The sequence below is a fragment of the Terrilactibacillus laevilacticus genome, assembly GCF_006517395.1.
GTDB classification, from domain to species: Bacteria; Bacillota; Bacilli; order Bacillales; family Sporolactobacillaceae; genus Terrilactibacillus; species Terrilactibacillus laevilacticus.
In genome coordinates this window covers 174,931-199,747 of sequence record NZ_VDCY01000003.1, presented here as the reverse complement: position 1 = coordinate 199,747, position 24,817 = coordinate 174,931, and the positions used below count along the sequence as shown (strand labels likewise).

The following is a 24,817-nucleotide window of genomic DNA, read 5'->3' as shown; positions in this document are numbered from 1 at the left end:
CCTCAAAACGGCGCCGCCTTGATCTTCTTGCTTCTAATTTGTCACCTTTTTGAACACGCACTTTAAGAAACATTAATTTATATTCTTTGAAATAAATTATATGAGAGAAAGTTACACTATAAAAAAGATATAGATAATTCGCATAATTCCAGAGTGAATTTCAAATGTACGATAGAATTAAAAAGGACACCTTTTTATGGTGTCCATGAGATGGTGGAATTTAATAGTAGAAAGCCGTACCGACGATGATTAACAATATGAATAAAACAACGATTAAGGCGAAATTGTTCTTATAACTGCCTCCGTAAGAGTCATTGTAACCTTCGTATCCCATCTCGCAGCACCTCCTTTGTTACTTAGTCAAATTATCTTATGAGTCAATTCATTTTTGGAAAGGTATAAATATCTTAATAAAAAAGCCTTATCTTCAATTTTAATCATGATAAAAATGTTCTAAAGATAGAATGTTGCATCAAGAAAAGTGTTGATAGGATTCCCAAGGTTTAAGTTTTCAGAAACGAGTGGACTTAGTGATGGATATGTTTCTGTGTTCGAGTTATTTTCAATGGTACTTCGTAGATTAAAAGAATACTAGCTAAAATAATAAGAAGACCAATTATCATATTGAGTGTGATGATTTCATGAAGAAATAGAGAACCCCAAATCATTCCAAAGACAGGAATGAGGAAAGTTACGCTCAGAGTATTGGTAGGTCCGACACGATTCAGTAAATAAAAATATAACAGATAGGCAATGGATGTACAAAAAATAGCAAGACCTATAATAGAAAACACAATAACTGTTGAAATTGCTCTAGTTGATTCAGGAACAAAAATTAAGCTGAATGGTATCATCACAATAGCAGCGCCGAGCTGTTGACCTATCGCTAAAGAGAGCGGAGGAACATGAGTGAATGTTTTCTTAGCATAAACTCCTGAGATACCATAACAAACGGTGGATAAAACAGATAAACCAATGGATAGAATATTGATCTTAGTAAATTCAATCGGACTAAACCCTACCAAGATGATTACTCCGATTATACCAACAAATATGCCGGACCACTTTTTTAAGGTTAATTTTTCTTTTAACCAGATCCATACCACTAAAGCAGTACATAAAGGTGTCAAGGAATTTAGAATAGAACTCATGGAGGCGTTTAAATGTAATTCGGCTGTTGCAATTAAGGTAAAAGGTAATGCTGCATTTAATGTGCCGATAATAAGGTATTCTTTCCACCATTTCTTTAGTTGAATCGAATGATGTATGAATATGATATAGATAATCAAAGCTATAGCAGCGATAGAAACACGACTTTCTATGGTGAGGATGGGGCCAAGAACAGGAGCTGCGATACGCATAAACAAAAACGAAGCTCCCCATAAGGCAGCTAGTCCAAACATGGCGCAAAGGTCTCTTATTTTCATAATTCAAATCCTTTCTCTCTTTCGATAAATGGAGGGCGTACAGCCCATTTTTCTCTTAAATACGACATTATATTGTGAGGTGCTTTGATAGCCTACGTCATAGGCAATCTGGGTAATTGTTAATGAAGATGAAAGGAGTAGTTCGATAGACTTTTGAATTCTTATTAATGTTAAATCTGTCATTAGACTTTTTCCGGTGACTTTTTTGTATAGGCGCAATAAGTGATACTTACTGTAACCAATTTGATGGGCAATTTGATCCAATGTTAGGGGCAACATATACTTTTTCTCGAAGATCGATGACACTTGCTCCACAAAATAGTAATCGGAATGATCCACTAGATCAGGACGGCACCGTTTACAAGGCCGAAATCCATCATGTATGGCTTGAGAAAGAGTGGGATAATACCTTACATTATCACGTTTTGGTGTTTTAGATGTACAGGAGGGATTGCAGACAATTTTTGTTGTTTTTACAGCATAGTAAAACCGATGATCATATCTTTTATCGTTTTGTTTGACTGCTTCCCACATCGAATTATCACTTAATTTCATCTCCTCACCTCACTTCTTTTATATCATACCTTAATCTAACGGGCATTTGATATGTTGCTTTCTAATTTTTTGATTTAAAATGAGTTTAATATTCCTTATTGCTTCTACAGATCGAGGAATTACGATTAAAAGAATATGAAATGAATAATGTGAAACTTTAACCTGTGTTAAGCTTAAAGCATCCTTGAAAGATGACGGTACTGTCGTTGGCAAATAGAGAGGAGAAATAAAATGAAAACAACTCAGTTTGGAGTATGGACAATTGTAGTAGGTTCTGAAGAGGTAGATTTTGTTCAAGACAAAAATCGTTGTATTTTATTAAATTCGGAAAAGTATTATATGTTTCTAGCAGAATTAGATAAAGACAACAACATTTCAATTCAGAATATAGATTCAGATATAGAATTAAAAATAAATTATCTCGATAAGTCAATTAATGTTTTTCTTGGAGATTAATCATGAAAGAAATAACATTAAAAAATGGCTGGACTATAAAAATTAATGAGGATCATTTCAAATCCATATTAACTCAGAGTAAAGTCATATTAATTTATGATGATCTTAAAGTTATAAGTGAAATTGAGTTAGAAAAAGATTCTATTATGATAAAAAAATATTTTATAATGTAAGAATCTCTTTTGATATCAAAGAAAAAGTAATAAAATTACGTTGATGGAAATTTAGAGGTTTAGATAAGCTGGTTAGGACGAGCTTTTAGGGATTTGGACTTTATATAGAAAGCCTGACCTAAATGTTCATTTAGGTCAGGCTTTCTAGTAGCTATTTTTTAGATTGTACCATCATCATCCACATCTTTGGTATTTCCTTTTTTATTGAGTCGGGGTTCCTCTTTCTTAACCGTTTCAGATACATGTTCATTTTCTTCCACAGTTCGTTTTCCAACAACAATTTCATCAGTAACGACTGGTTTTTTCGTCACTTTTACTTGCTCTTCCACTATAGGAACTCTGACGGTTTCAGAATCATCCACAGGAGACGCTTCACTTGTATGCTCGTTCACTGGACGACGTTCCACATATATTTCATCATGTTTAACTGGTGTATCGATATTTTTTTCTTCGGTTTTGATTTCTTTACCAAGTTCGACTTCGCCAGTTTGAACATCTTCCTTATTGACGTTCAATTCTTCTTCTCGAATCGGCATGGCCGTTTCTTCTTTTGTCACATAATCTGATTGAATACTTTTATTGTCAATACCATTTAAGTGATCTAAATCAGCCTTTGTATCGACAGCTAATAAAATTTTTCCATCATTCAATTGGGCATTATATAAGTCTAACTGATCATTTGGTATATCTAAATTAGCTAACCTGTTGTCATTGGTATAGAGATCATCCATTGTGAAGTAATTCTTTAATTTATCCAAGAAAGACTCAGATGAACGATCCGTTGCATCCGTGGTTTGATTGACATTAGTATTTGTCTGGGATTCTAAATAGTTCGTATCTGACCTATTTGTAACAACAGATATGTCATCTGAATCAAGTCCTCTGTTTGTCAATTTTTCAATAGCCGAAACCGTTTCTTCTGGAGTATCATAGACACCTATAACACTTTTAGTCATATACATCTTCCTCCTTGGATTGTTTAGAAATATTGTTCTTGTCATCTTTTATTCCCGCTACTTTTTTTAATAAACAAATATCCAACGCATCAGAAGATTAAATGATTTTTTCAAACATGTTACAAAATGGAGTGCTTTAAAAAAAATTGAAATCCGTCCTTTTACCAAGCGGAGTTTTTTCCTTAACCTGCTTTAACGTCGCTACTATAAGAAAGCTAACAATCACTAATAAGAGCCATGAACTCACCTTTCCTAGATGAACGAGACTCCATCCATCGGTTTGATTTGGATATTCCCAAGCTCCAAAGAATGTTGCGATATTTTCGGCTATCCATATAAAAAATCCGATGAGCACAAAAGAAAGTGCGAGTGGCATACGGTAACGAGTTCCACCAACCTCGTATGTGACCCACGATTGCCAAAAGACGATAATGACAAGTCCAGATAACCACAGGCGGACGTCAATCCAATAATGGTGGGTGAAAAAATTCAAATAAATCGCAGCTGCAAGAGATACAACGACCGAAAATGGTGGCCACTTAATCAATCCAATCTTAAACCTCCTCCACGCCTGGCAAAGATAACTCGCGACACTCGCATACATAAATCCGCTATACAAAGGTACGCCAAAAACTTTAAAAATTCCTTCCTCTGGGTAAGACCAGGAACCCATATGTACCTTGAAAAGTTCAAGAGCAAGTCCAATAAGGTGGAACAATGTGATAACCTTTAGTTCATCTCGTGTTTCAAGCCCAGAATGCACCATCCACCACTGCATAAGAAGGCAGATGATGAGCAGCCAGTCATACCGTGGTAGGAAGGGAAGTGGCATGATTTGTGTAAAAGCCAAAGAGGAAAAAATAACGACAGGAAACAAACATGACAGGGCCTGCTCATAGCCAAAACGAACGAGTTGTTTTAGTGCTCTCATGGTTTGTGTCTCCATTTTTGAATGGTTTAAATTCATAAGTCGCTCCCCTTTTATGAATTTGATTCATTGAAAGGAAAAAAATCCTTCTTTTCCTTTCAATGTTATATATTCCTACTTTATTGCCCTTGAGTGTCTTCATCACTTCGGTATTCTAAAATATCTCCAGGCTGACATTCTAAGGCCTTACAAATTGCCTCTAAAGTGGATAATCGAATCGCTTTTGCCTTTCCATTTTTCAATATAGAAAGGTTAGCCATTGTTATTCCAACCCTCTCAGAAAGTTCTGTTACGCTCATTTTCCTTTTAGCCAGCATCACGTCAATATTGATTATAATTGCCATTTTTTTCACCTCAGACCGTTAAATCATTTTCTGATTTTATATCTATCGCCTCTTTTAAAAGCCTTTGAAGAACAGCAGCGAATACGGCGATGACCATTGAAGCAAAGATAGGGACCATTCCGATTATGATGAGACCTGGTGCATCGTCTAGATCTGCTACGAGATAAACAAATGGCATCATGACCACATACAAACCACTGATTGTCATTGCACAGAATTTGATATTCTTTAGAGCTTTAACAGACAATTCAGAGAAAGCTTTGTTCTTGTCAATATAGCTTAAAAGTTTAAAAGCTTGATACAATGCCATGTAAAACGGTACCGCTGATACATACATACCGATCAAAATGGGATAGAGTATATGGGCATAATTTGGATTTACTGGATTATTAGCTAATTTAATCAACCCGAATATACACAAAGCAAGAACTGGAGTTCCAATAAGAAAAACAGCGATCTTTAAAAAGAGTGTTGAACCATGTTTCATAAAAAGCACCTCACTTATTTAATTCAATTTGAATTTAACACATCATTATCGTTTTGCAATAAATAAATATTGATTTATATTATATTATTGTTGTTATTGGATTATCTTTTCAATTTTAGACAAGATAAAAGTATTGGTAATCATGTTTCTCAAACCCTATATTTCTAGTTCATTTAACATAAAAATTTACTTTCTATTAATAGTATCTTAATAATTCATTGCTAATATAAAGATACCCTCAATTAAAGTTTCCTATTTCACTCCCTTTATATCCAATTTTTAAACAGATCTCATATGAGGTCTATTTTTTTTATAGTTATTTTGCTGATCAGTAGTCTGTAAAGAACTGAACTCAGAAGATTCCTTATTTAGGATCAATCGTGTATTTTAGAATTAAGTGATCCAATAAATAAAGGAGGAGAATCGAGATGAATAAATTAATCTATTTAGTCAGGCATTGTGCTGCAGAAGGGCAAGGTGCTGAGTGTCCGCAACTACTTTGGGCCGGCAACAAGCGAGAAGATTAGCCGATTTATTTCCTAAAAAGAAAATAGATCATGTGATAACGAGCCCTTATAAACGAGCCCTTCAATCGATTGAGCCATTAGCGGAAAGAAAATCTCTTAAAATAAACATAGATAATCGGTTAGTAGAGAGAAAGCTCAGTAATCAAGACTTACCTGATTGGTTGGAAAAATTAGAAGCTTCGTTTAACAACATGAATGTGTATTATAGCGGTGGTGAATCAAGTAGAGAAGCCATGAATCGTGGTATGGGAGTCATTAATGACATTTTGAAAGAATCTTATCAATCAACCATTGTGGTTACTCACGGAAACTTAATGGCTCTTATCATTCGTTATTTTCAACGTGACTTTGGATTCGAAGGATGGTTGAATTTAAGCAATCCAGATGTTTTTCTTATTACTATTACTGATCAAAATGTCGTCATCACCAGAGAATGGGAAAATATTTAAGATAAAAAACTTGCCAATTGAGGGGCCTTTATGGCGTAGACAGGTCCCTTAGCCCGCACTGATACTTTATATCTTAAATTTTTCTTAAAATGTAAAAAAGCATTGGCCCCGCCATCGCCAATACCATGATAGCCCCTCGTGCTACCCAACCTATTATTATTTTAAAAAAAGAATATAAATGGCGTATGCGACTTTGGTAAAATTTATGTAAAGCTTGTCTATTCATGATAAGTGAAAAAATTATCATTCATAATACTAAGAGTTGAATATACATTAGAAAAAAAGAAGGGTGTTTAATCACCAGTGTATGAGGTGAATGGGATTAATATCTAATACCCAACAAGTGCCACAATCATTAGGCAAATTCAAACAAGCGATCATGCAAATAGAAATGTGAAAGACGATATAGCTTGTGGAAAATGAGCTTACATTATATGAGATCAGGACAACCGTTAGAATATGATTCGAGAAAAATTCTTTGATTTTATTCTAACGGTTGTTTTTTGATTCATATATATAAATAAAAAAGGGGGAATTGGATGGCCAAACTCGAGGTGAGAAAGGGTAGTAAAGTTTTTAAAAAAGATGGGCAAACCATTTATGCTTTGCAGGAAACGAATATGCAAATCGAAGATAAGAAGTTTGTCAGTATTATTGGCCCAAGTGGATGTGGAAAATCGACCTTATTTAACATTATTGCAGGATTACTTAAACCATCGACGGGTCATGTGCTTTTGGATGGTCATGATATTGTCGGAAAAAGTGGTTATGTTGGCTATATGTTGCAAAAGGATTTACTTCTCCCATGGCGCACAATCTTAGACAATATTATCCTTGGGCTTGAAGTCAAAGGTGTTTCAAAGAAGGACGGAAGGAAACGGGCCTTACCGATGTTACAAAAATATGGGTTGAAAGGCTTTGAAAGTCATTATCCAAATGAATTATCTGGTGGAATGAGACAAAGAGCTGCCCTATTACGAACGCTACTTTATGATAAAGATGTTATTTTACTGGATGAACCTTTTGGTGCATTAGATGCACAAACCCGATTATTGATGCAAACTTGGCTATTGAAAATATGGGAAGATTTTAAAAAGACGATTCTATTTGTCACACATGATATTGACGAAGCGATCTATTTATCAGATGAAATCTATGTCATGTCCCATCGACCGGGCCGAATGAAAGCTAAAGTCACGGTTAATTTACCAAGACCTCGAAATGAATTAACGCTATCTCATGACTCCTTTATCCAATTAAAACAAGATTTGTTAGCTATGTTGAAGGAAGAACAAGTCACCTAATGGATCACTTTGTGCATGAAATGAGCCTATTAAAACTTAGTTTCCAACATTTAAATTAAGTTGATTTACATGAAAGGAGGTTAAAGAAGTGGATGGAAATGATGAACATGTTGACTTAACACAGTCCAAGATTGAATTTATATCTAAGCCAGATAAAGAAATTGAAACAGAACTCGAAATCGAAGATGAAACGAAAAAGTCTAGAAAAACAAAACGTGTTGCCTTATTTGGTCAAATTGTTTTAGGAATTGTCATCATCGCTCTTTGGGAGATTTTAACAAGGCTGAAAGTCATTGATCCTTATTATTGGAGCAGTCCGAGTCTCATTGTTCAGACCGGTCTTCAAGTACTGAAAGAAGGGAGTCTCTACACTGACCTCTTATATACAGCTGGAGCTACTATATTGGGATTCATCCTAGGTACCATTGGGGGAGCTATCTTAGGGTTATCCTTTTGGTGGTCCTCTCTCTATTCACGTATCACTGAACCTTATATGGTTGCTTTTAATGCCATACCCAAACTTGCTTTAGCCCCGGTTCTCGTGATTCTTTTTGGAATTGGATTTAATTCAAAGGTCGTTCTTGCTTTTATGATGACTATTATTGTGACAGCTCTTGCAGCCTATAGTGGTGTCAAGGCTGTTGATCAAGATCTTGAAAGATTATTATATTCATTGGGTGCCAAACGTTATCATGTCTTTTCAAAAGTCGTCGTTCCAACATCGATGCCATGGATTGTTAGCAGCTTAAAAATTAACATTGCTTTATCTCTTGCTGGGACGATCGTTGGTGAATTTATTAGTGCACAACATGGGATTGGGCGCATGATTTTATATGCAGGCCAGGTGATGAATATCAACCTCGTTTGGGTCGGTGTTGTTGTCTTATCCATTTTATCGATTGTGATGTATTTTGGGACACTCTACCTTGAAAAATGGTTATTAAAAGGACACTAGAGTCATTGGAACCATCTTATTTATTTGTCATCCTTTTACAAGAAAGTTGATCAATGGGAGTCTTTTATTTAATTGGTTAAAACAGGCAGTGTCAGAAGAATAAGGGGGATTCATTCATGAGGAAATTAAAATGGGTCGGATGTTTTATTATGGCATGTTTAGTTATCTCTCTGCTTTCTGCGTGTGGTTCATCTAATGAAGAGAAAAAAGCTAAAGGCGGTTTGAAAAAAATAGTAATTGCGGAACCCGTGCATTTAATCGCTTACCTTCCGTTATATGTTGCGATTGATGAAGGCTATTTTAAAGATGAAGGTCTAGATGTTAAGGTAACGACAGCCACGGGTGGTGCTCATGTCACCTCTGTTGTTAGCGGTGATGTTTGGGGAAATATTGGCGGTCCTGAATCTAATGCGATTGGGAGTGCCCAAAGTCAGGATCCGATTCAGTCGGTCGTGAATGTGGTTAACCGTGCTAATGTCTATCTGATGGCGAATAAAAAACTCAAATTAACGGATACAAGCAAAGAAGGGTTAGCCAAATTTTTAAAAGGTAAAACGATCGCCGCAGGTCGTTATGGTGGAAGTCCAAATCTTTTAACACGCTGGCTTTTGATGGATGTCGGCTTAAATCCAAAAACAGATGTCAAACTCGATGAACCCGCAGATGCGGCAGCGGTTGTTTCTCTTGTTCAAAGCGGGAAAGCCGATATGGCTAATGGAGCTGAGCCACAAATTAATGATGGGATCAAAAAAGGTATTTGGAATGAACCCTTTTACAGTTTCACAAGCTTAGGTGATTATGCTTACTCTGTTATTAGTACCAAACAGTCCACAATTAAAGATGATCCAAAAACGGTCCAAAAAGTCGTTAATGCCATGATCAAAGCCCTTGATAAAGTCCAAAATGATAAAAAACTCGCTATGGAAGTCTTGAAAAAAGAATTTCCAAGCACACCGGAAGAAAACCTCCAAGCTTCTATGGACCGCGCCTACAAAGATCATTTATGGAGTAAAGACGGATACATTTCAAAAGAAGCTCTCGCAAAACCGATGGATGTGGTGAATAAAACGGGTATCTATACAAAAGACTATAAGTATAACCAATTAGTTAACATGTCTTTTTTTGAAAAAGCAAAAAAGTAAACAATTAGGATGGCTTGCCTTCAATCAAGTGGAGGAGATCTTCACTTGATTGAGAAGCCTTTTTTAAAAGCCAATGAAGGGATGCATTAAAATGACTTCTCAAGATATTTTAGATCCAGCCCATACGGCCCTAGTTATCGTTGATGTCCAAAATGATTTTTGCCATGAGGAAGGAAGTATGGCAAAACAAGGTTTAGATACAAGTATGGCCAGAGGAATGATACCGCAATTGAAACAATTAATTCAACAAGCAAGAGATTACCATGTTCCTATTATTTTCATTCAGACCATTCATGAAAAGAGTACGGATTCGGAAACTTGGATTAGGCGGCTGAAAGATAAAAGCCATGCCAATGTTTGCCGCAAAAATACATGGGGCAGTGAATTCTTTGAACTAACGCCAACGCCAGATGATATTATCGTCATCAAGCATCGATACAGTGCGTTCATAAATACACGACTTGATTCAATTCTTCGTACGCTTAAAATCAGAACACTCCTCATGACAGGTGTCAGTACTAATGTGTGTGTGGAGTCCACGGCCCGAGATGGATTCATGTTAGATTACGATATTATTCTCCTATCTGACTGTACAGCGGCTTTCTCCGAAAAAGCTCACCACATGACACTTGAAAATATTGACCTCTTTTTTGGACAAGTTATGGACTCAGGCCAAGTAATTCAAGCGCTAGCTTAGATCAGATAAATAGTTATACATAAAGGCTCTAGAGCGAAAATGTCTCTAAAGCTTTTTTCGTGAATTAAAATTTAATTTTTTATCTGCCTTAACGGCTAGTAGCGACCCCCACCTCAAGATTCTGAGTATTCAAAGAAGATAGGTGGGTGATCAACTGCCCGTAAAGGTCCGATTGGTTCAGCTAACCATCAGTGGGTAATAACGCAGCTAAAAACGCGACGTGCTGTCGCAACGCCTGCACTAGCACATCCTGTGCGTCGAAAAACCCCCACTGATGGAAGTTTTACTTTATCGGAATGTTTCCATTCTGGTATTATACTTTTAAGCGAGATTTCCATGCCTGCTCAAGAGCTTCACGGTTATCTAGGATTAATTTATTTAGATCTGTGTTGTAAAGGGAATCAGGTACATTCTGAGAGAAAATTTCAAGAATACACGGACCACGGTAACCTGCATTGTACACAGCATGTAATAACTCATCGGTAGGTATCTCGCCGGTACCGACACTACGACGGTCGGCGCTAGACATTGGGGTCCTCCAATCGCTCACTTGCAGTAAGAAAATTTGCTCTGGTGATGAATTTATTCCTCGAATAAGATGAGCATCCTGCCAAAGGTTCCACAAATCAAGGCAAATACCGACATTATCCCGATTTATCATTTGAACCAAATTCAGAGTTTGCTTGTAAGTCCAAATCGCAGTTTCCAGATTGAGTAATATCGGATTCAATGGTTCAAGGGCAAGTTTTACTCCATGGTAATCGGCAATACTGGAAAGTTCCTGATGATATTTGACGACTTCCTGGATTGATTCTACCATATTGCCTTTAGGTGCAGGGCCAGTATTGGTGACGAACACTGCACCGGGTGTATAGGGCGCAAGTCGTTCAATCGACTGACGAAAACGTTTAATACGATCCTCTATTCTTTCTGGATGAGGCTGACCCATACTTGGCACCGCTGTTCGCACTTGTGGTTGAACGGAACTAACTTTCAAACCCGAATTCCTTAAGAATTCTAACTGACTGGTCATACGAGCAGGGTCGAGTTTGATTTCGCATAACTCGATAGTATCAACGCCAAGACTCTTATAATTTACAATATCTTGTTCAAAAGACCAAGGCTGTGTAGTGAACTCATTAACACCATATGAAAAAGGGAAAGTTGATGGAATCATCGTACACCTCCTGTTTTATTAGATATAAAACGAATAACCGATCCATTGAATTTTTCTGGTTCATCAAGGAACAAGGCGTGACTACTATTCTCGAAAAATACCGTCTGAGCGTTTGGAATGTGTTCACCAACATAAGCAGGTCCTTGCCAAGGGAATACCTTATCTTGACAAGCGACAAGCACCAAACTTGGTAGGTCAATTCTTGGCAATAGATCACGCCAGTCATAACGGGTATGGTCGGCCATTATAGCGTTCCTAGCAAAAGCAGGCGCTTTTGCCATTTCGGATAGGAATAATTCTCGCTCCATGATGGTTGGCATGGTCGCCATGATGGTCTTAATCTGATTTTTATCAAAATTAGAAGTGTCAAGTTCAACTTGAGCTTGAGTATAAGCGAGTGTTGCGTCGTCATAGCATGTAGCATGTGCATACTTCCAATCGAGTGCATAATATTGTCTAGGCGATTGCTCAACGAAAATGGCTTGATGAAGTCTTTCTCTTCCAAATATTTCGAGATAACTCCATATGACAGGGCATCCTAGCGACCAACCAAGAACCGTCACGTTTTGTAAATTTAGATGAACAAGAACGTCGTACAGATCTCTTGCTAATCGCGGAACTCGATATCCGTGTGATGGTTTATCAGAGTTTCCATGACCACGAAGATCAATGGTAATCACACGTGCATGTTCAGCCAGAGCCTGTATATTTCTGTGAAAAAATCGTCCGGAGAAGCACCAACCATGAATCATAACTAGGGGCTGACCGCTTCCTTGCTCTTCATAATAAATTTTCGTACCGTCGTTTGTTTTAATGAACGGCATCAAATCACCTTCCTTATTAAGTATGTATATTAAGCTTCCGAGTTCCGTATTTCAGTATGGAATATTCCAAGTCAATGCAATAAATGTAATCAGAACACAAGTGTCTAGATATACTGGTAAAGTAAATTAAACTGTTACATATAGGTCACTACCCAGCATCATTATTTGTAAAACATATAAGAGTAAGGGTCGAAAACATATGTCAGAATATATATCATTGATGAAAAATGACATAAGTTACAATTGAATCGTTAGGAGAAGGACGATATGGATGTATTGACTATTTCAAAGCAGGATTGGATTTTAAATTTGGAATTCATCGATTTTACAGAGGCAGAAGGTTATGATTTAGGATATGAATTCGAAACGGCTTTAAAAATAAAGCGTAATGGATTTAATACCGAGATAAATTCATTTTATTTTACTAGTCGATCGGTATACGGCTTTTATAAAAGTATGAAAGAATATTATAGGTCAGAAAAAAATCATCAGCCTAATTCGATTTTATTTACATTAGAATCAGATACATGTGAATTAAAGTTTGTTTTTCGAGCTCATAAAAATAAGGAATTAATACTGAGTGTTGGCTATAACAATTTAAATAATGATGATTCGTTGAAAATATCCATAAACTTAGACATCGAAACTTTGCCCTATATTATAGAAAGCATAGACGATTTTTTCTTAGCCTTTCCACTGGAATTTGAAGAAGAAAAATCGAATTTTTTTAGAAAGTTTCTTAAAAGTGCGTGTTCAAAAAGGTGACAAATTAGAAGCAAGAAGATCAAGGCGGCGCCGTTTTGAGGACCGGAATGTAGGTTTTTACTACATGAGGACCGGAAAAACAAGTGGGCGCCGAGATTCGTAGCTTATCATTTGGTGACTTTTTGAACAACCTCTAAAAGAATGGGAATGAATTAATGTTCTTTATGCACACTTTAAGAAAGCAAAAAATTTAAGGTATAAAGTGCAATTGGGCCTCTGCCTGCACCGTATAGGCCCCGCAATCGGCAAGTTTTCTTTGAGACTTTTTTTTGTTTGCTTTCGGTTAGGATAAAAAAATTCAAAATAGTTAGAAAAGCCATTGAATATAAATCATTTTATATGATACTCTTTATTTATCATAAATTTCCAGTTGGTGAACTTACCGTGATGAGTGATCGAAAATTTGGAGTGGAGTGATACATAATGAATAAAAACATTATCATATGTGATTTGATTCTTTATTTAATTTTTCCACTTGTCATATGGAATGTTTTTAAAAATTATATGGATGATTATTATGCAATGCTGATCTCCTCTGTACCTGGAATCGTATATAGTTTTATTCGTTTTATCTTATTGAAAAAAATAAATTTATTCGGCGTCGCTTTGATTAGCAATTTATCTGTAGGAATTTTAATTGATGTTTTAGCAGGATCGGCGATACAAATGCTCTGGAACGAGGTCTTTTATTCTTATATTGTCGCGCTTATATTTATCGTAACGATTCTTATTAATAAACCTATTTTCTTGTTGTTCTCACTGGATTTTGTGGAGATGCAGGGACACACTCGAGAACATATGAAAAAGGTGTTTTATCAAAAGAAAATCTTGTTTATTTTCAAACTCATGACTTATGGGTTTGCGTTAAGAGACATTCTTTTAGCTACCATAAAAATTTGGTTAATACAAAAGTATGGTATTCAGTCTTTTGATAAAGGATTAATTTTAAGGCAAATATTAAGTTGGACGATCACTGGGATATCCATGTACGGTTTTATTTATATATCAAAATGTCTTAATCCCCCTGAGCAAGTCACCAATTCTAAGCCAACCATACGAGAAAATAACCCTTGACAAAGTCTCGGATAATATTTTAGAAAATTAGTAAAATCTGGATGCCTGCAATAAGAACAAAGAGATAGACCATCGTATAAATAAAATTCCAGTTTGACAACGTTGTTGGTTTTTCATTCATAATCGTAGACATTAATCCGAGTGTGCCGTTGTATGGTCCCATAAGAAAAGCGGGAATAGCTCCACCTAACATCGTTAAAGTCATAATAATAGGTGAGACATGTGCCAAATTTGTGTGGATAGCTTCGGCAATAAGGACAAGACTAATGGCTGGATGTAATCCAACAAAGGCAAGAACTAAAGGAATGAGTGGAAGGATCAAAAGAAAGTAAGTAACACCGGTAAAATTAACGATCTCGCTTATCCAATGACTGATCACTTGATCGGTATGAGTCATGTGCAGGGTTGTGATAAAGAAGCCAGCGGAGAGAAAAATAAAAAATTGATTTTTCATTTTGAATAAATGGTGATTAAAGTGATCTTTTAAACCCGTGAAAAAGGGCCTCGTTTGACCAAGTATAAAACACCAACAAAGGGCTAATGGAATAATCAATAGGCTCACCAAAAATAAAAAGCTTAAAGGAGTCCATTTTTCAAATAGAGCGATACATATATTCAGCATAAAGATAGCCACAATGACATGCAAAAACCGATAGGATCGTTTTGATGTTTGTTCACTCCTTTCGATGGCTGCCGCAGTTTCGTTTTGGGATTGTTTACTCTGTGACTTTATTGATTGATGGATGCGTGATGTAAACGATCCAATGACGAGATCTAATCCAAGTCCAATAAAACTTAATGTGATTAAGTAAGGGAGTACGCTTGTATAAGAAGCGTTCGTTAATTCTAAAACAACACCAACAATCGGTGTGACCGGAGCCCATAATAACGGCATGGCATATCCGTGAGTTATGGCCCGATTTAAAAAGCGTGACTTGTTCAAGATGGGATAATGGCACGTTGCAGGTTCGATCGCATAGTATGTAATGGGCAGAGCAGCGAGATTCATAAAAGAACTAAAGACATAAGATAAAATCGACGTTAATGAATATAACTGTGTCGGTCGCTTCAGTTTTTGAGAAATCATGTCTTGTATATCGCGGGCATAACCGCCAAGTTGGATAGGTAAAGAAAGAATAGGAACTAAAGCAAAAACAATAAGAACTTGCAGCATGTCTCCGAATGCTAGAATAAATAATGCGGGATTAATGTGATGGAAGATAAGTAAAAAACTACCCAATATTAAGAAAAGAAGACCAAAGATAAGGGCCGGACCCCTTACATAGAATAAACTGCAGGAAACGGAAAGAAAGGCAAAAATAGCCATCAAATTATGAAATAATGCAACTGGAAACAAAGAAGATAAGATATAGAAAAAGATCGCTAAAGTGTAAATCATTTTTAACATAAAAACACCGACCTTATTTAAATTAATTGTCTCTATTCTTATGCCCTCGCATATCCTATAAAAATATATATTCTTAGCGTTTTCATTCATGAGTTTAAGATAAATTGACTTGACGTTTTATTTAGTGCGTGTTCAAAATGGTGACAAATGAAAAGGGTTACTGGCTAAGTACGCTAGAATCCTGCAAGAAACGCCAGTACTAGCCCGTCTTGGGCGTCGGAGGCTAAGAACGGCGCTGTTTTCTTTGGACCGGCTTTCCTCGCGTTGTGGTAGCTTCAGGCGCCAGCGTGAGCGATTTTAGCCAGCTATCCTCTTATATCTGCTACATGAGGACCGGAAAAACGAGCGGGCGTCGAGGATTCGCAGCTTATCATTTGGTGACTTTTTCAAGCAACCTCTATTACATGAATAATAAATGAATAAATATCGCCGCGGTACTTGGAGCGAGAATATTCTATCGGGATATTTTGCGCCGCTTTCTTTATTCAAATATAATCTAGTTACAACTAATTTTACTTCTAAAAGGAGCTGCAGATATTGTGAAAGCATGGTTAATTAACGAGCCTGGCAGTATAGACAATCTTGTTTGGAAAGAAACAGAAGATGTCAGTGCCGGTAGAGGAGAGCTTGTAGTAAGGGTCATTAGCGCAGCTCTAAATCCTGTAGATTATAAAATGATTGAAAGCGGAAGCAGAAACTGGAATTATCCTCATGTCACAGGAGTGGATCTGGCTGGAGAGGTGATTGAAGTAGGACCAGATGCAACTGATTTCAAGGTTGGCGACCAGGTGGCCTGTCATACTGATTTGAATAAAAGAGGATCGTTTGCAGAGAAAGCAGTAATTCGTGCTGAAACTGCTGCCAAAATTCCTGAAGGTGTTTCTTTTGACCAGGCCGCAGCAATTCTTTGTGCTGGAATGACTGCTTATCAGGCGGTTTATCAAAAACTGAATCATGCTCAAAAAGAAACCATATTGATTCATGCCGGTGCTGGTGGAGTAGGCGGATTTGCTATTCAATTAGCAAAAGAGCTAGGATTAAAAGTGTTTACAACGGCATCTTTTGAGAACCACGCTTGGGTTAAGTCTCTGGGAGTGGACATAACCATTGACTACAAAACAGAAGATGTAACAAGACGAATTTTAGAAGAAACGAACCAAGAAGGAGTGGATCTGATAGTTAATACTGTCGGATCACGTGAAGCAACAGAAGACCTAAAACGGTTATCCTTTTCCGGTCATTTGGCATATGTCGCCGGGTCTCCTGATTTGTCTAACGTGAAGCCTTTTTCCCTTTCTCCGTCTATACATGAGGTAGCACTGGGTGCAGCGCACAGCAGCGGCTCTATTCGCGCAAGAGTAAACCTGTCTTTTATGGCTAAGGAATTAATGGACCGGATTAAAAACGGTACACTGGATCCTATGATAAGTGAAGTGCTACCGCGAGAAGAATTGCCTAACGGTTTAAAGAAAGTAAAAACCCGTCATGTACGTGGAAAGATTATCGTTAGAATGCAGGCAGAATAAAAGCAGAAGGCTGGGACAAAACTCCGTTGTCAAAGCATTCTACCGTCAGTGTTTTGTGCAATTTCGTTGTAAACTGGTTCAAGAATAGTTAATTGACGAAGAAGCGAATATCGTTTGACGTAAACGATTGAAAAAAACAGGGCTGATTTGACGGAGGAATCCAATAAATGTATGATTCTCTGAATACTCAAAGTCTCGAGGTGGGGCACTTTACTGCCCGTGGGATAAAGTAAAGCTTCCATCAGTGGGGGTTTTTCGACGCACAGGATGTGCTAGTGCAGGCGTTGCGACAGGACGTCGCGTTTTTAGCCTGCGTCATCCCCACTAATGGTTAGCTGATTATCAAAAAATGATCCAATTAGCACAATAAATCATAAAAACTAATTGATCAAAAAATGTACCGATCATCAAATGAATGGATGGTCGGTGTTTTTTCATGCTTTAAGAAAGTTTAAAAATTTATAGTTGCAGCTAGGCCTATGTCAGCGCCTTATAGGCTCCGTAATCGGCAAGTTTTCTTTAGTTAGTCCCGGCACCAGCTAGTTACCTCTATTCTTATCTTAAACCCACTCGCATATCCTATAAAAATTATATTCTTAGCGTTTTCATTCATGAGTTTAAGATGTTTGTCTTAATGTTTTAATAAGAAAAAAAGGGGTATATGAAAATAATTATTTTATTTGTAATAATTTTAACAGAAATGTACATAAAAGTGCGTGTTCAAAAAGGTGACAAATTAAAAGCAAGAAGGAGAATAGCGGCGCTGTTTTGAGGACCGGCATTCCGCAGGATGTGGTAGCTTCAGGCGCCCGCCACAGGACGTGAGCGGTTTTAGCCAGCGATCCTCTTGTATTCGATACATGAGGACCGGAAAAACGAGCGGGCGCAGAGATTCGCAGCTTATCATTTGGTGACTTTTTCAAGCAACCTCTAAAAGGATCATTTATTCATGGTTTCATATTTGATTATAGTGACCTCAATTGATAATATTTAATTTAAGTATACATAATAGGGTGGGCGTTATATGAAGAAAAGTCGAAAGCTGATCTGTCAAAAAGATAATGTTTATCTTTTTCCCTTTTTAGAAGACCGCCTTCTTGAAAAAGGGGTGGTAGCTTTAAAGGAAAAGCGTTTCGAAAATGCTCGTGAGTGTTTCGAACAATTAAACTACCTTGAATCAAGTCACCCTCAAGCAAAATATGGGTTAGCAATATGTTACGTTGAGCTCGGAGATTACGATCGAGCAGAGCATTTAACAGAACGCATGCTAGAAGAAAAGGAAGGTCATCAACCTGATGTTCTCCGCCTTTATTTAACGGTTCTAATTCAAAAAAGAAAATATAAAAAAGCGCTCGAGGTGATGGATCAAGCTTTAAATGATGGGGAACTTCCAAAAGACATGCAGCAAACCATAGATCATTTGGCTGCATTTTGCCGGTTAAGATTAAGAGAAAAAGATAGCCACCTAGACGATGGGCCAATTCAAAACTTAGATATGTCGAAGTATTTATCTGAGTTGAAAGAACAACCGCCAGAACAACAATGGGTAGCCATACAGGATTTACAACGAGATATGGTTAAAGAAGACTTACCAGATGTCGAACATTATTTACTATCAAAAAATGGTGATCCTTTCATCAAAAGTTTACTGCTGAACGTGATGCAGGAAAAACAATTTAACTCACTAATTAAGGTTTATAAATTTGGCCAAACATGCGAAGTTAATCTAAATTCAGAAGAACTTTTCTATGGAGCCTTTGCAGAAGATGTTAAACAATGTCTTATACGAATTCTAGGTTCAGATAATCCAACATTGTGCGATTTGGCAGAGCAAGTATGGGGACATTTTGTTATTGCTGCTTATCCTTTGCCGCTTAAACCAGAACATGTTGAACTATGGGCCAGTGCGTGTTGTTTTTATGCGGCAGAGATGAGTGGCTTGGACAAAAATATAACAGAAATTTCTCGATTGTTTCAAGTTTCTTCACCATTAATGAAGGAACCAAGTCAGTTTATACGTAAAATAGAAGAAGAATCGAGTGCAAAAAATTAATATAATTATTATTTGATTTTTACATAATTCTTCATTATGCTATAATGGAGTGGTTGCAATCAGGAATGTTCTAAACGGATGATATGCTTATACTTAAATTTTCTAGAATCGTTGTGAAAACACATAACTTTCACATATAGGATTGTTCAGAGGGACGCATTTTGTCTTATGGACTATTAAAATAAAAAAGCCATACCGTTTGAGCAAAAAAAGCTTTGTATGAAGATACATGTTGGAGGTAAGAATAAATGAATGTAGATGTTAAGTGGGAGAAAAAAGAGGGAAATGAAGGCACATTAACTGTAACGGTTGATGCAGAAAGCTTTAACTCAGCATTAGATCAAGCTTTCAAAAAAGTTGTAAAGAAAGTCAACGTACCAGGTTTTCGTAAAGGGAAAGTTCCTCGTATGATTTTTGAACAACGTTTTGGAGTTGAAGCTTTATATGAAGATGCGATCGATATCGTTCTTCCAGAAGCTTATTCAAAAGCTGTTGATGAGGCTGACATTTCTCCTGTTGATCGCCCTCAAATTGATGTAGAGAAAGTGGAAAAAGGAAGCGAATTTATCTTCAAAGCAGACGTTACCGTTAGACCAGAAGTTAAACTTGGTGAATACAAAGGATTAGAACTTGTAAAACATAACCTAGATGTCACCGAGGAAGAGGTTAATGCGGAACTTAAACAACGTCAAGAACGTTTTGCAGAGCTTAGCGTTAAAGAAGAAGGAACAGTTGAAGAAGGAAATACAGTTGTTATTGATTTTGAAGGTTTTGTAGATGGAGAACCATTCGAAGGTGGAAAAGCTGAGAATTATTCTCTAGAAGTAGGCTCTAATTCTTTCATTCCTGGTTTTGAAGAACAACTAATAGGAATGGGCATTGGGGAAGAAAAAGATGTTAACGTGACTTTCCCAGAAGAGTATCATGCGGAAGAATTAAAAGGAAAACCAGCTGTATTTAAAGTAAAAGTTCATGAAATTAAAGTGAAAGAGTTACCTGAACTTGATGATGAATTTGCAAAAGATGTCGATGAAGAAGTTGAAACATTAGCTGAACTTAAAGAAAAAATCGCAAAACATTTGAAAGATCACAAAGTTGAACATGCTGAAAGCCATAATCGTGACGCAGTAGTTGAACAAGCAACTAATAATGCTGAAATCGATCTACCTGAAGTTATGATCACAAATGAGCTTGACGCGATGGAACGTGAGTTTGAACAACGCATACAATCTCAAGGTTTAACGCTTGATATGTATTATCAATTCTCAGGAACTGATAAAGAAGGTCTTAGAGAACAAATGAAAGCTGACGCCGAAAAACGTGTACGTGCTAACCTTACTCTAGATGCTATTGTTAAAGCTGAAAATATTGAAGCAAGTGAAGAAGAAGTGAATGCTGAACTTCAAAAAATGGCAGAACAATATAAAATGGAAGTTGATCAAATCAAAACATTACTTGCCGCTCAAGGTGGTACAGATGTGATTAAAGGTGATATCAAACTTCGTAAAGCCGTTGACTTCCTTGTTGAGAATGGTGTAGAAGGCGACAAAGTACACGAATAATTTGTAGTATAACTGTATTTAATACATTTGAATGACAAGGCGCGAGAGATCGTGCCTTGTTTCTACAAATAATGACAACTTAGCTTTTCCTTAGATCGTTGTTCTTTTTTATCTACAATTATCATACATATCATAACGATAAAGCTTAAAACTTACCCCGAGAGATTTTTTATGATACAATGCGTACATAAACGAAAAGTCATATGATTTATTTGACGTTACTTTTTGGTAAAATGATTTTTATATCCTAAAATGGGTATAAAATTTATAATTAATTGTAACGAGCATGGACATCATGAATAAGCTATCCATTGTCATGAATTAACTTTAAAAAGTGACAAAAGATAAAGGCTTGTACCATGCAAAATTGAGGCTAAGCTTAAGTTTTTCTAATTAAAAATGCTTCGCTCATGTCTGCTTTTAAGAAGAAAGACAGAATGTTAGAGGGGTGAAAATATATGTTTAAATTTAACGAAGAAAAAGGACAATTAAAATGTTCTTTTTGTGGAAAGACACAGGATCAAGTTCGTAAATTAGTTGCCGGACCAGGTGTATATATTTGCGATGAATGTATCGAACTCTGTACGGAAATTGTTGAAGAGGAATTAGGAACAGAAGAAGAAATTGAATTTAAAGATATTCCAAAACCTCAAGAGATCAGAGCCATCTTAGAAGACTACGTGATTGGACAGGTCGATGCTAAGAAAAATCTCTCGGTAGCGGTGTATAATCACTACAAAAGAATTAATACGAACCAAAAAAATGATGATGTTGAATTAGCAAAAAGTAATATCGTCATGATCGGACCAACTGGTAGTGGGAAAACGTTACTTGCACAAACTATGGCTAGAATCTTAAATGTACCTTTTGCCATTGCTGATGCAACGAGTTTGACTGAAGCTGGGTATGTAGGCGAAGATGTTGAAAATATCTTACTTAAATTAATTCAATCTGCTGATTATGATGTTGAAAAGGCGGAAAAAGGAATTATATACATCGATGAAATTGATAAAATTGCCCGTAAGTCAGAAAATCCGTCAATTACACGAGATGTATCTGGTGAAGGTGTGCAACAAGCCTTGCTCAAAATTTTAGAAGGTACAGTTGCAAGCGTGCCACCTCAAGGCGGGCGTAAGCACCCACATCAAGAATTTATTCAAATTGATACAACGAATATCCTCTTTATTTGTGGCGGTGCCTTTGATGGGATCGAACAAATTGTTAAACGCCGCTTAGGTAAAAAAGTCATTGGATTTGGCGCATCTGCAACAAATGTACAAGATTTGAAACGTGAAGAGTATCTTAAACATGTTCTTCCTGAGGATTTATTAAAATTTGGTTTGATTCCAGAGTTTATTGGTCGTTTGCCAGTTGTTACGAATCTTGAACAGTTGGATGAATCTGCTCTTGTTGAAATCCTAACTAAACCAAAAAATGCTCTTGTTAAACAATATAAAAAATTACTCGAACTTGATAATGTTGAGTTAGAGTTTACAGATGAAGCACTTAAAACCATTGCACAGCATGCCATTGAAAGAAAAACGGGTGCTCGTGGTTTAAGATCCATCATCGAAGGCATCATGCTAGATGTCATGTATGATCTTCCTTCACGTGATGATATAGAAAAATGTATCATTACGGAAGAAACCACAAAAGGAACTGAACCACCAACATTGATTACGAGTGATGGAACGGTCGTCAAGAACCAAGAAACACCTAAAGAAAGTGCATAACACTGATTGATAATGTCGCGATGGTCAAATTTGATCATCGCGATTTTTTTTGGTTAAAATACGGAGCCTGATGTCGACTAAAGGAAAAGTTTTTGAATTTGATGATGAATCCTGAATTCAGAGGGAAGTACCTCAATTAATTCAAAAGTAGCTCAATTCGTTGGTCGAGTGGCGCAATTAAGCCTTGAAGTGGCGCAATTGAGCCTTGAAGTGGCGCAATTAAGCCCCAAAGTGGCGCAATTAGGCCTGGAAGTGGCGCAATTAAGCCTGGAAGTAGCGCAATTAAGCCTAGAAGTAGCGCAATTAAGCCTAGAAGTGGCGCAATTAAGCCCCGCAATTAAAAACACTCCATTTATAAGCAACAAAACTAATGTCTGAAGTAATGCAATCAAGCCTCAAAGTTCAGATCAGATCCACCTATGATCTTCCAGAAAGCATCCCTAGTAAGGCTTTTATATCAAAAAAGTGGATATCCAAATTTAAGCATCTTTTTCCATTTTATCGTTTAGGGATAAGTCTCCTCGGAGATACTGTCTTTAGAAGATAAATCGGGAGGTTAGTAGAAAAAGATGAATTGGATGCCATTACTAGTCGTTGTTCAAGTATTTTTTGGGATGATTGTGGGACTCTATTTTTGGAGCTTATTGAGAAATCAGCGTAATCAAAAAACGTATGTAGCAAAAGAGTCAGAAAAAGAAATGAATCGATTGAAAGATATGAGGAGAGTGGCTTTAACTGAGCCCTTATCAGAAAGTATAAGGCCTAAAAAGATGGAGGATATTATTGGTCAACAAGATGGTATTCAAGCGCTAAGAGCAGCCATTTGCGGTGCAAATCCACAACATGTTATCATCTACGGTCCTCCTGGAGTTGGGAAAACCGCAGCAGCTCGTCTTGTATTAGAAGAGGCTAAGAATCATTTGTCGTCTCCGTTTAATCTCAATTCCCCATTTGTTGAATTAGATGCAACAACAGCAAGATTTGATGAACGGGGAATTGCTGATCCATTAATTGGTTCTGTTCATGATCCTATTTATCAAGGAGCAGGAGCAATGGGGCAAGCGGGTATCCCACAACCGAAATTTGGAGCTGTGACTAATGCCCATGGTGGAATATTATTTATTGATGAAATTGGAGAGCTTCATCCCATTCAAATAAATAAATTATTAAAGGTATTAGAAGACCGAAAAGTCTTTTTAGAAAGTGCTTATTATAGTGAAGAGAATACACAAATCCCGACTCACATACATGATATTTTTAAAAATGGTTTGCCGGCAGATTTTCGTTTGATTGGGGCAACCACACGTTCACCGGAAGAATTACCACCAGCTATTCGATCCAGATGTCTTGAAGTCTTTTTTAATGAGTTAAAACAGACAGATATAGAATCCATTGCCATCAAAGCTGCAAAGCGAATCGGTGTGGAGGTTCCTCAATGCTGTATCGAAAAAATTGCCGAATATGCGAGAAGTGGAAGAGAAGCCGTTAATTTAATGCAAATTGCTGTAGGCGTTGTAAAGGCCAAAAATGAAGAAAACAAAGCAATAACTTTAAGCGATATTGAGTGGGTTATTCAATCTAGCCAGCTTACTCCAAGAATGAAAAATAAAATAGCTCGCAGGTCCGCTATTGGAGTCGTCAATGGCTTAGCCGTTTATGGTCCAAATCGAGGAGCTTTATTAGAAATTGAAGCTACCGCTGTAAGAAGTAAACGAGTTGGAACAGTTACTATGACAGGGATCGTCGAGGAAGAAAGCATTGGATCACAGCAAAAATCGATAAAAAGAAAAAGTATGGTAAGAAGTTCTGTTGACAATGTGCTTACAGTACTTAATCAGTTAGGAGCCCATGCTCATCACTATCATATCCATATTAATTTTCCAGGGGGTGTACCAGTTGATGGACCATCTGCTGGTATTGCGATGGCTGTTGCGGTATATTCCGCTATTACTCGAATGCCAATTGATTCTGAAGTTGCCATGACAGGAGAATTAAGTATTCACGGTTTGATAAAACCCATCGGTGGTGTCGTCGCGAAGGTCCAAGCGGCTAAAGAAGCTGGGGCAAAACGTGTCATTATTCCAAAAGCAAACATGCAAGATATGTTGAAAAGTATTGAGGGGATCGAAATTATTCAAGTAAGTCATTTTACAGAAGTCCTCAGAGCTGTATTTACTGAACAGCCAAAAGTAGATTGGAGTCTTCCGTCAATTCAGGCAACACCATTTGATGGTCAACTTCCATCCCAGTCAGTCTAATTTTGTTAGATCTTGTCGTTTATGAATAGACACATGT

At 36.9% G+C, this 24,817-nt stretch carries 25 protein-coding genes; 15 read left to right on the top strand and 10 right to left on the bottom strand.

Annotation, left to right across the window (positions count from 1 at the left end):
* Window positions 1-220 precede the first annotated feature (220 nt).
* The 3 genes from FG390_RS05885 to FG390_RS05875 form a co-directional block, all read right to left on the bottom strand.
* On the bottom strand, window positions 221-334 hold the full coding sequence (locus FG390_RS05885; protein ID WP_141190108.1) for a YjcZ family sporulation protein: 114 nt from the start codon (window positions 332-334) through the stop codon (window positions 221-223).
* A 193-nt stretch (window positions 335-527) separates the two neighbouring features.
* Complete coding sequence (locus FG390_RS05880) at window positions 528-1,427, bottom strand: DMT family transporter (RefSeq protein WP_141190107.1); 900 nt, start codon at window positions 1,425-1,427, stop codon at window positions 528-530.
* A 3-nt stretch (window positions 1,428-1,430) separates the two neighbouring features.
* Complete coding sequence (locus tag FG390_RS05875) at window positions 1,431-1,982, bottom strand: bifunctional transcriptional activator/DNA repair enzyme AdaA (protein ID WP_141190106.1); 552 nt, start codon at window positions 1,980-1,982, stop codon at window positions 1,431-1,433.
* A 231-nt stretch (window positions 1,983-2,213) separates the two neighbouring features.
* Between FG390_RS05875 and FG390_RS05870 the strand changes: the two genes are divergently transcribed.
* Together FG390_RS05870 and FG390_RS15735 are read left to right on the top strand one after the other, a co-directional pair.
* A complete protein-coding gene (locus FG390_RS05870; RefSeq protein WP_141190105.1) occupies window positions 2,214-2,438 on the top strand; it encodes a hypothetical protein in 225 nt (74 codons plus the stop codon).
* Between the two features lie 2 nt (window positions 2,439-2,440).
* Window positions 2,441-2,611: a hypothetical protein gene (locus FG390_RS15735; RefSeq protein WP_181406394.1), complete on the top strand. Its 171-nt coding sequence runs from the start codon at window positions 2,441-2,443 to the stop codon at window positions 2,609-2,611.
* Between the two features lie 158 nt (window positions 2,612-2,769).
* Here the strand turns inward: FG390_RS15735 and FG390_RS05865 are convergent, their stop codons facing one another.
* The 4 genes from FG390_RS05865 to FG390_RS05850 all read right to left on the bottom strand — a co-directional run bounded on the left by FG390_RS05865 (window position 2,770) and on the right by FG390_RS05850 (window position 5,326).
* The gene (locus FG390_RS05865; RefSeq protein WP_141190104.1) at window positions 2,770-3,567 is read right to left on the bottom strand and encodes a YsnF/AvaK domain-containing protein; all 798 of its coding nucleotides are present in this window, start codon (window positions 3,565-3,567) and stop codon (window positions 2,770-2,772) included.
* Between the two features lie 136 nt (window positions 3,568-3,703).
* On the bottom strand, window positions 3,704-4,498 hold the full coding sequence (locus tag FG390_RS05860) for a DUF817 domain-containing protein (protein ID WP_141190217.1): 795 nt from the start codon (window positions 4,496-4,498) through the stop codon (window positions 3,704-3,706).
* A 116-nt stretch (window positions 4,499-4,614) separates the two neighbouring features.
* Window positions 4,615-4,839: a helix-turn-helix domain-containing protein gene (locus tag FG390_RS05855; protein ID WP_141190103.1), complete on the bottom strand. Its 225-nt coding sequence runs from the start codon at window positions 4,837-4,839 to the stop codon at window positions 4,615-4,617.
* A 10-nt stretch (window positions 4,840-4,849) separates the two neighbouring features.
* On the bottom strand, window positions 4,850-5,326 hold the full coding sequence (locus tag FG390_RS05850) for a DUF2975 domain-containing protein (RefSeq protein WP_141190102.1): 477 nt from the start codon (window positions 5,324-5,326) through the stop codon (window positions 4,850-4,852).
* 484 nt (window positions 5,327-5,810) lie between these two features.
* Here FG390_RS05850 and FG390_RS05845 point away from each other — a divergent pair, with 484 nt between their 5' ends.
* The 5 genes from FG390_RS05845 to FG390_RS05825 all read left to right on the top strand — a co-directional run bounded on the left by FG390_RS05845 (window position 5,811) and on the right by FG390_RS05825 (window position 10,400).
* Window positions 5,811-6,302 carry a histidine phosphatase family protein gene (locus FG390_RS05845; protein WP_258311586.1) on the top strand — a complete coding sequence of 164 codons (492 nt, stop codon included), beginning with the start codon at window positions 5,811-5,813 and terminating at the stop codon, window positions 6,300-6,302.
* Window positions 6,303-6,841: 539 nt separating this feature from the next.
* Window positions 6,842-7,606, top strand: a complete 765-nt coding sequence (locus FG390_RS05840) for an ABC transporter ATP-binding protein (RefSeq protein ID WP_141190101.1) — start codon at window positions 6,842-6,844, stop codon at window positions 7,604-7,606.
* A 139-nt stretch (window positions 7,607-7,745) separates the two neighbouring features.
* The gene (locus tag FG390_RS05835; protein ID WP_141190216.1) at window positions 7,746-8,561 is read left to right on the top strand and encodes an ABC transporter permease; all 816 of its coding nucleotides are present in this window, start codon (window positions 7,746-7,748) and stop codon (window positions 8,559-8,561) included.
* A 116-nt stretch (window positions 8,562-8,677) separates the two neighbouring features.
* On the top strand, window positions 8,678-9,703 hold the full coding sequence (locus FG390_RS05830) for an ABC transporter substrate-binding protein (RefSeq protein ID WP_141190100.1): 1,026 nt from the start codon (window positions 8,678-8,680) through the stop codon (window positions 9,701-9,703).
* Between the two features lie 91 nt (window positions 9,704-9,794).
* Complete coding sequence (locus FG390_RS05825) at window positions 9,795-10,400, top strand: cysteine hydrolase family protein (protein WP_141603907.1); 606 nt, start codon at window positions 9,795-9,797, stop codon at window positions 10,398-10,400.
* 313 nt (window positions 10,401-10,713) lie between these two features.
* Here the strand turns inward: FG390_RS05825 and FG390_RS05820 are convergent, their stop codons facing one another.
* Both FG390_RS05820 and FG390_RS05815 read right to left on the bottom strand, forming a co-directional pair.
* On the bottom strand, window positions 10,714-11,577 hold the full coding sequence (locus FG390_RS05820) for a sugar phosphate isomerase/epimerase family protein (RefSeq protein WP_141190099.1): 864 nt from the start codon (window positions 11,575-11,577) through the stop codon (window positions 10,714-10,716).
* On the bottom strand, window positions 11,574-12,401 hold the full coding sequence (locus tag FG390_RS05815; protein ID WP_141190098.1) for an alpha/beta fold hydrolase: 828 nt from the start codon (window positions 12,399-12,401) through the stop codon (window positions 11,574-11,576). The genes FG390_RS05820 and FG390_RS05815 overlap by 4 nt, the downstream gene beginning before the upstream one ends.
* 267 nt (window positions 12,402-12,668) lie before the next feature.
* Here FG390_RS05815 and FG390_RS05810 point away from each other — a divergent pair, with 267 nt between their 5' ends.
* Complete coding sequence (locus tag FG390_RS05810) at window positions 12,669-13,166, top strand: hypothetical protein (RefSeq protein WP_141190097.1); 498 nt, start codon at window positions 12,669-12,671, stop codon at window positions 13,164-13,166.
* 423 nt (window positions 13,167-13,589) lie between these two features.
* On the top strand, window positions 13,590-14,240 hold the full coding sequence (locus FG390_RS05805; protein ID WP_141190096.1) for a VC0807 family protein: 651 nt from the start codon (window positions 13,590-13,592) through the stop codon (window positions 14,238-14,240).
* A 19-nt stretch (window positions 14,241-14,259) separates the two neighbouring features.
* Here FG390_RS05805 and FG390_RS05800 read toward each other — a convergent pair whose 3' ends face one another.
* Window positions 14,260-15,648: a hypothetical protein gene (locus FG390_RS05800; RefSeq protein WP_141190095.1), complete on the bottom strand. Its 1,389-nt coding sequence runs from the start codon at window positions 15,646-15,648 to the stop codon at window positions 14,260-14,262.
* 539 nt (window positions 15,649-16,187) lie between these two features.
* Between FG390_RS05800 and FG390_RS05795 the strand changes: the two genes are divergently transcribed.
* From FG390_RS05795 to lonB, 6 genes are all read left to right on the top strand, one after another.
* Complete coding sequence (locus tag FG390_RS05795; protein WP_141190094.1) at window positions 16,188-17,174, top strand: zinc-binding dehydrogenase; 987 nt, start codon at window positions 16,188-16,190, stop codon at window positions 17,172-17,174.
* Between the two features lie 1,024 nt (window positions 17,175-18,198).
* On the top strand, window positions 18,199-19,227 hold the full coding sequence (locus tag FG390_RS05790; protein WP_141190093.1) for a tetratricopeptide repeat protein: 1,029 nt from the start codon (window positions 18,199-18,201) through the stop codon (window positions 19,225-19,227).
* A gap of 248 nt (window positions 19,228-19,475) precedes the next feature.
* Window positions 19,476-20,789: a trigger factor gene (tig, locus tag FG390_RS05785; RefSeq protein WP_141190092.1), complete on the top strand. Its 1,314-nt coding sequence runs from the start codon at window positions 19,476-19,478 to the stop codon at window positions 20,787-20,789.
* Between the two features lie 458 nt (window positions 20,790-21,247).
* Window positions 21,248-22,522 carry an ATP-dependent protease ATP-binding subunit ClpX gene (gene clpX / locus FG390_RS05780; protein ID WP_141190091.1) on the top strand — a complete coding sequence of 425 codons (1,275 nt, stop codon included), beginning with the start codon at window positions 21,248-21,250 and terminating at the stop codon, window positions 22,520-22,522.
* Between the two features lie 168 nt (window positions 22,523-22,690).
* A complete protein-coding gene (locus FG390_RS05775; protein WP_141190090.1) occupies window positions 22,691-22,900 on the top strand; it encodes a hypothetical protein in 210 nt (69 codons plus the stop codon).
* Between the two features lie 191 nt (window positions 22,901-23,091).
* Complete coding sequence (lonB, locus tag FG390_RS05770; RefSeq protein ID WP_141190089.1) at window positions 23,092-24,780, top strand: ATP-dependent protease LonB; 1,689 nt, start codon at window positions 23,092-23,094, stop codon at window positions 24,778-24,780.
* Window positions 24,781-24,817: the final 37 nt, after the last annotated feature.

What these genes read in the sequence shown, in the direction of transcription:
- FG390_RS05885 (WP_141190108.1), bottom strand. Translation starts at nt 334, where the DNA reads ATGGGATACGAAGGTTACAATGACTCTTACGGAGGCAGTTATAAGAAC.
- FG390_RS05880 (WP_141190107.1), bottom strand. Translation starts at nt 1,427, where the DNA reads ATGAAAATAAGAGACCTTTGCGCCATGTTTGGACTAGCTGCCTTATGG.
- FG390_RS05875 (WP_141190106.1), bottom strand. Translation starts at nt 1,982, where the DNA reads ATGAAATTAAGTGATAATTCGATGTGGGAAGCAGTCAAACAAAACGAT.
- FG390_RS05870 (WP_141190105.1), top strand. Translation starts at nt 2,214, where the DNA reads ATGAAAACAACTCAGTTTGGAGTATGGACAATTGTAGTAGGTTCTGAA.
- FG390_RS15735 (WP_181406394.1), top strand. Translation starts at nt 2,441, where the DNA reads ATGAAAGAAATAACATTAAAAAATGGCTGGACTATAAAAATTAATGAG.
- FG390_RS05865 (WP_141190104.1), bottom strand. Translation starts at nt 3,567, where the DNA reads ATGACTAAAAGTGTTATAGGTGTCTATGATACTCCAGAAGAAACGGTT.
- FG390_RS05860 (WP_141190217.1), bottom strand. Translation starts at nt 4,498, where the DNA reads ATGAGAGCACTAAAACAACTCGTTCGTTTTGGCTATGAGCAGGCCCTG.
- FG390_RS05855 (WP_141190103.1), bottom strand. Translation starts at nt 4,839, where the DNA reads ATGGCAATTATAATCAATATTGACGTGATGCTGGCTAAAAGGAAAATG.
- FG390_RS05850 (WP_141190102.1), bottom strand. Translation starts at nt 5,326, where the DNA reads ATGAAACATGGTTCAACACTCTTTTTAAAGATCGCTGTTTTTCTTATT.
- FG390_RS05840 (WP_141190101.1), top strand. Translation starts at nt 6,842, where the DNA reads ATGGCCAAACTCGAGGTGAGAAAGGGTAGTAAAGTTTTTAAAAAAGAT.
- FG390_RS05830 (WP_141190100.1), top strand. Translation starts at nt 8,678, where the DNA reads ATGAGGAAATTAAAATGGGTCGGATGTTTTATTATGGCATGTTTAGTT.
- FG390_RS05825 (WP_141603907.1), top strand. Translation starts at nt 9,795, where the DNA reads ATGACTTCTCAAGATATTTTAGATCCAGCCCATACGGCCCTAGTTATC.
- FG390_RS05820 (WP_141190099.1), bottom strand. Translation starts at nt 11,577, where the DNA reads ATGATTCCATCAACTTTCCCTTTTTCATATGGTGTTAATGAGTTCACT.
- FG390_RS05815 (WP_141190098.1), bottom strand. Translation starts at nt 12,401, where the DNA reads ATGCCGTTCATTAAAACAAACGACGGTACGAAAATTTATTATGAAGAG.
- FG390_RS05810 (WP_141190097.1), top strand. Translation starts at nt 12,669, where the DNA reads ATGGATGTATTGACTATTTCAAAGCAGGATTGGATTTTAAATTTGGAA.
- FG390_RS05805 (WP_141190096.1), top strand. Translation starts at nt 13,590, where the DNA reads ATGAATAAAAACATTATCATATGTGATTTGATTCTTTATTTAATTTTT.
- FG390_RS05800 (WP_141190095.1), bottom strand. Translation starts at nt 15,648, where the DNA reads ATGTTAAAAATGATTTACACTTTAGCGATCTTTTTCTATATCTTATCT.
- FG390_RS05790 (WP_141190093.1), top strand. Translation starts at nt 18,199, where the DNA reads ATGAAGAAAAGTCGAAAGCTGATCTGTCAAAAAGATAATGTTTATCTT.
- tig (WP_141190092.1), top strand. Translation starts at nt 19,476, where the DNA reads ATGAATGTAGATGTTAAGTGGGAGAAAAAAGAGGGAAATGAAGGCACA.
- clpX (WP_141190091.1), top strand. Translation starts at nt 21,248, where the DNA reads ATGTTTAAATTTAACGAAGAAAAAGGACAATTAAAATGTTCTTTTTGT.
- lonB (WP_141190089.1), top strand. Translation starts at nt 23,092, where the DNA reads ATGAATTGGATGCCATTACTAGTCGTTGTTCAAGTATTTTTTGGGATG.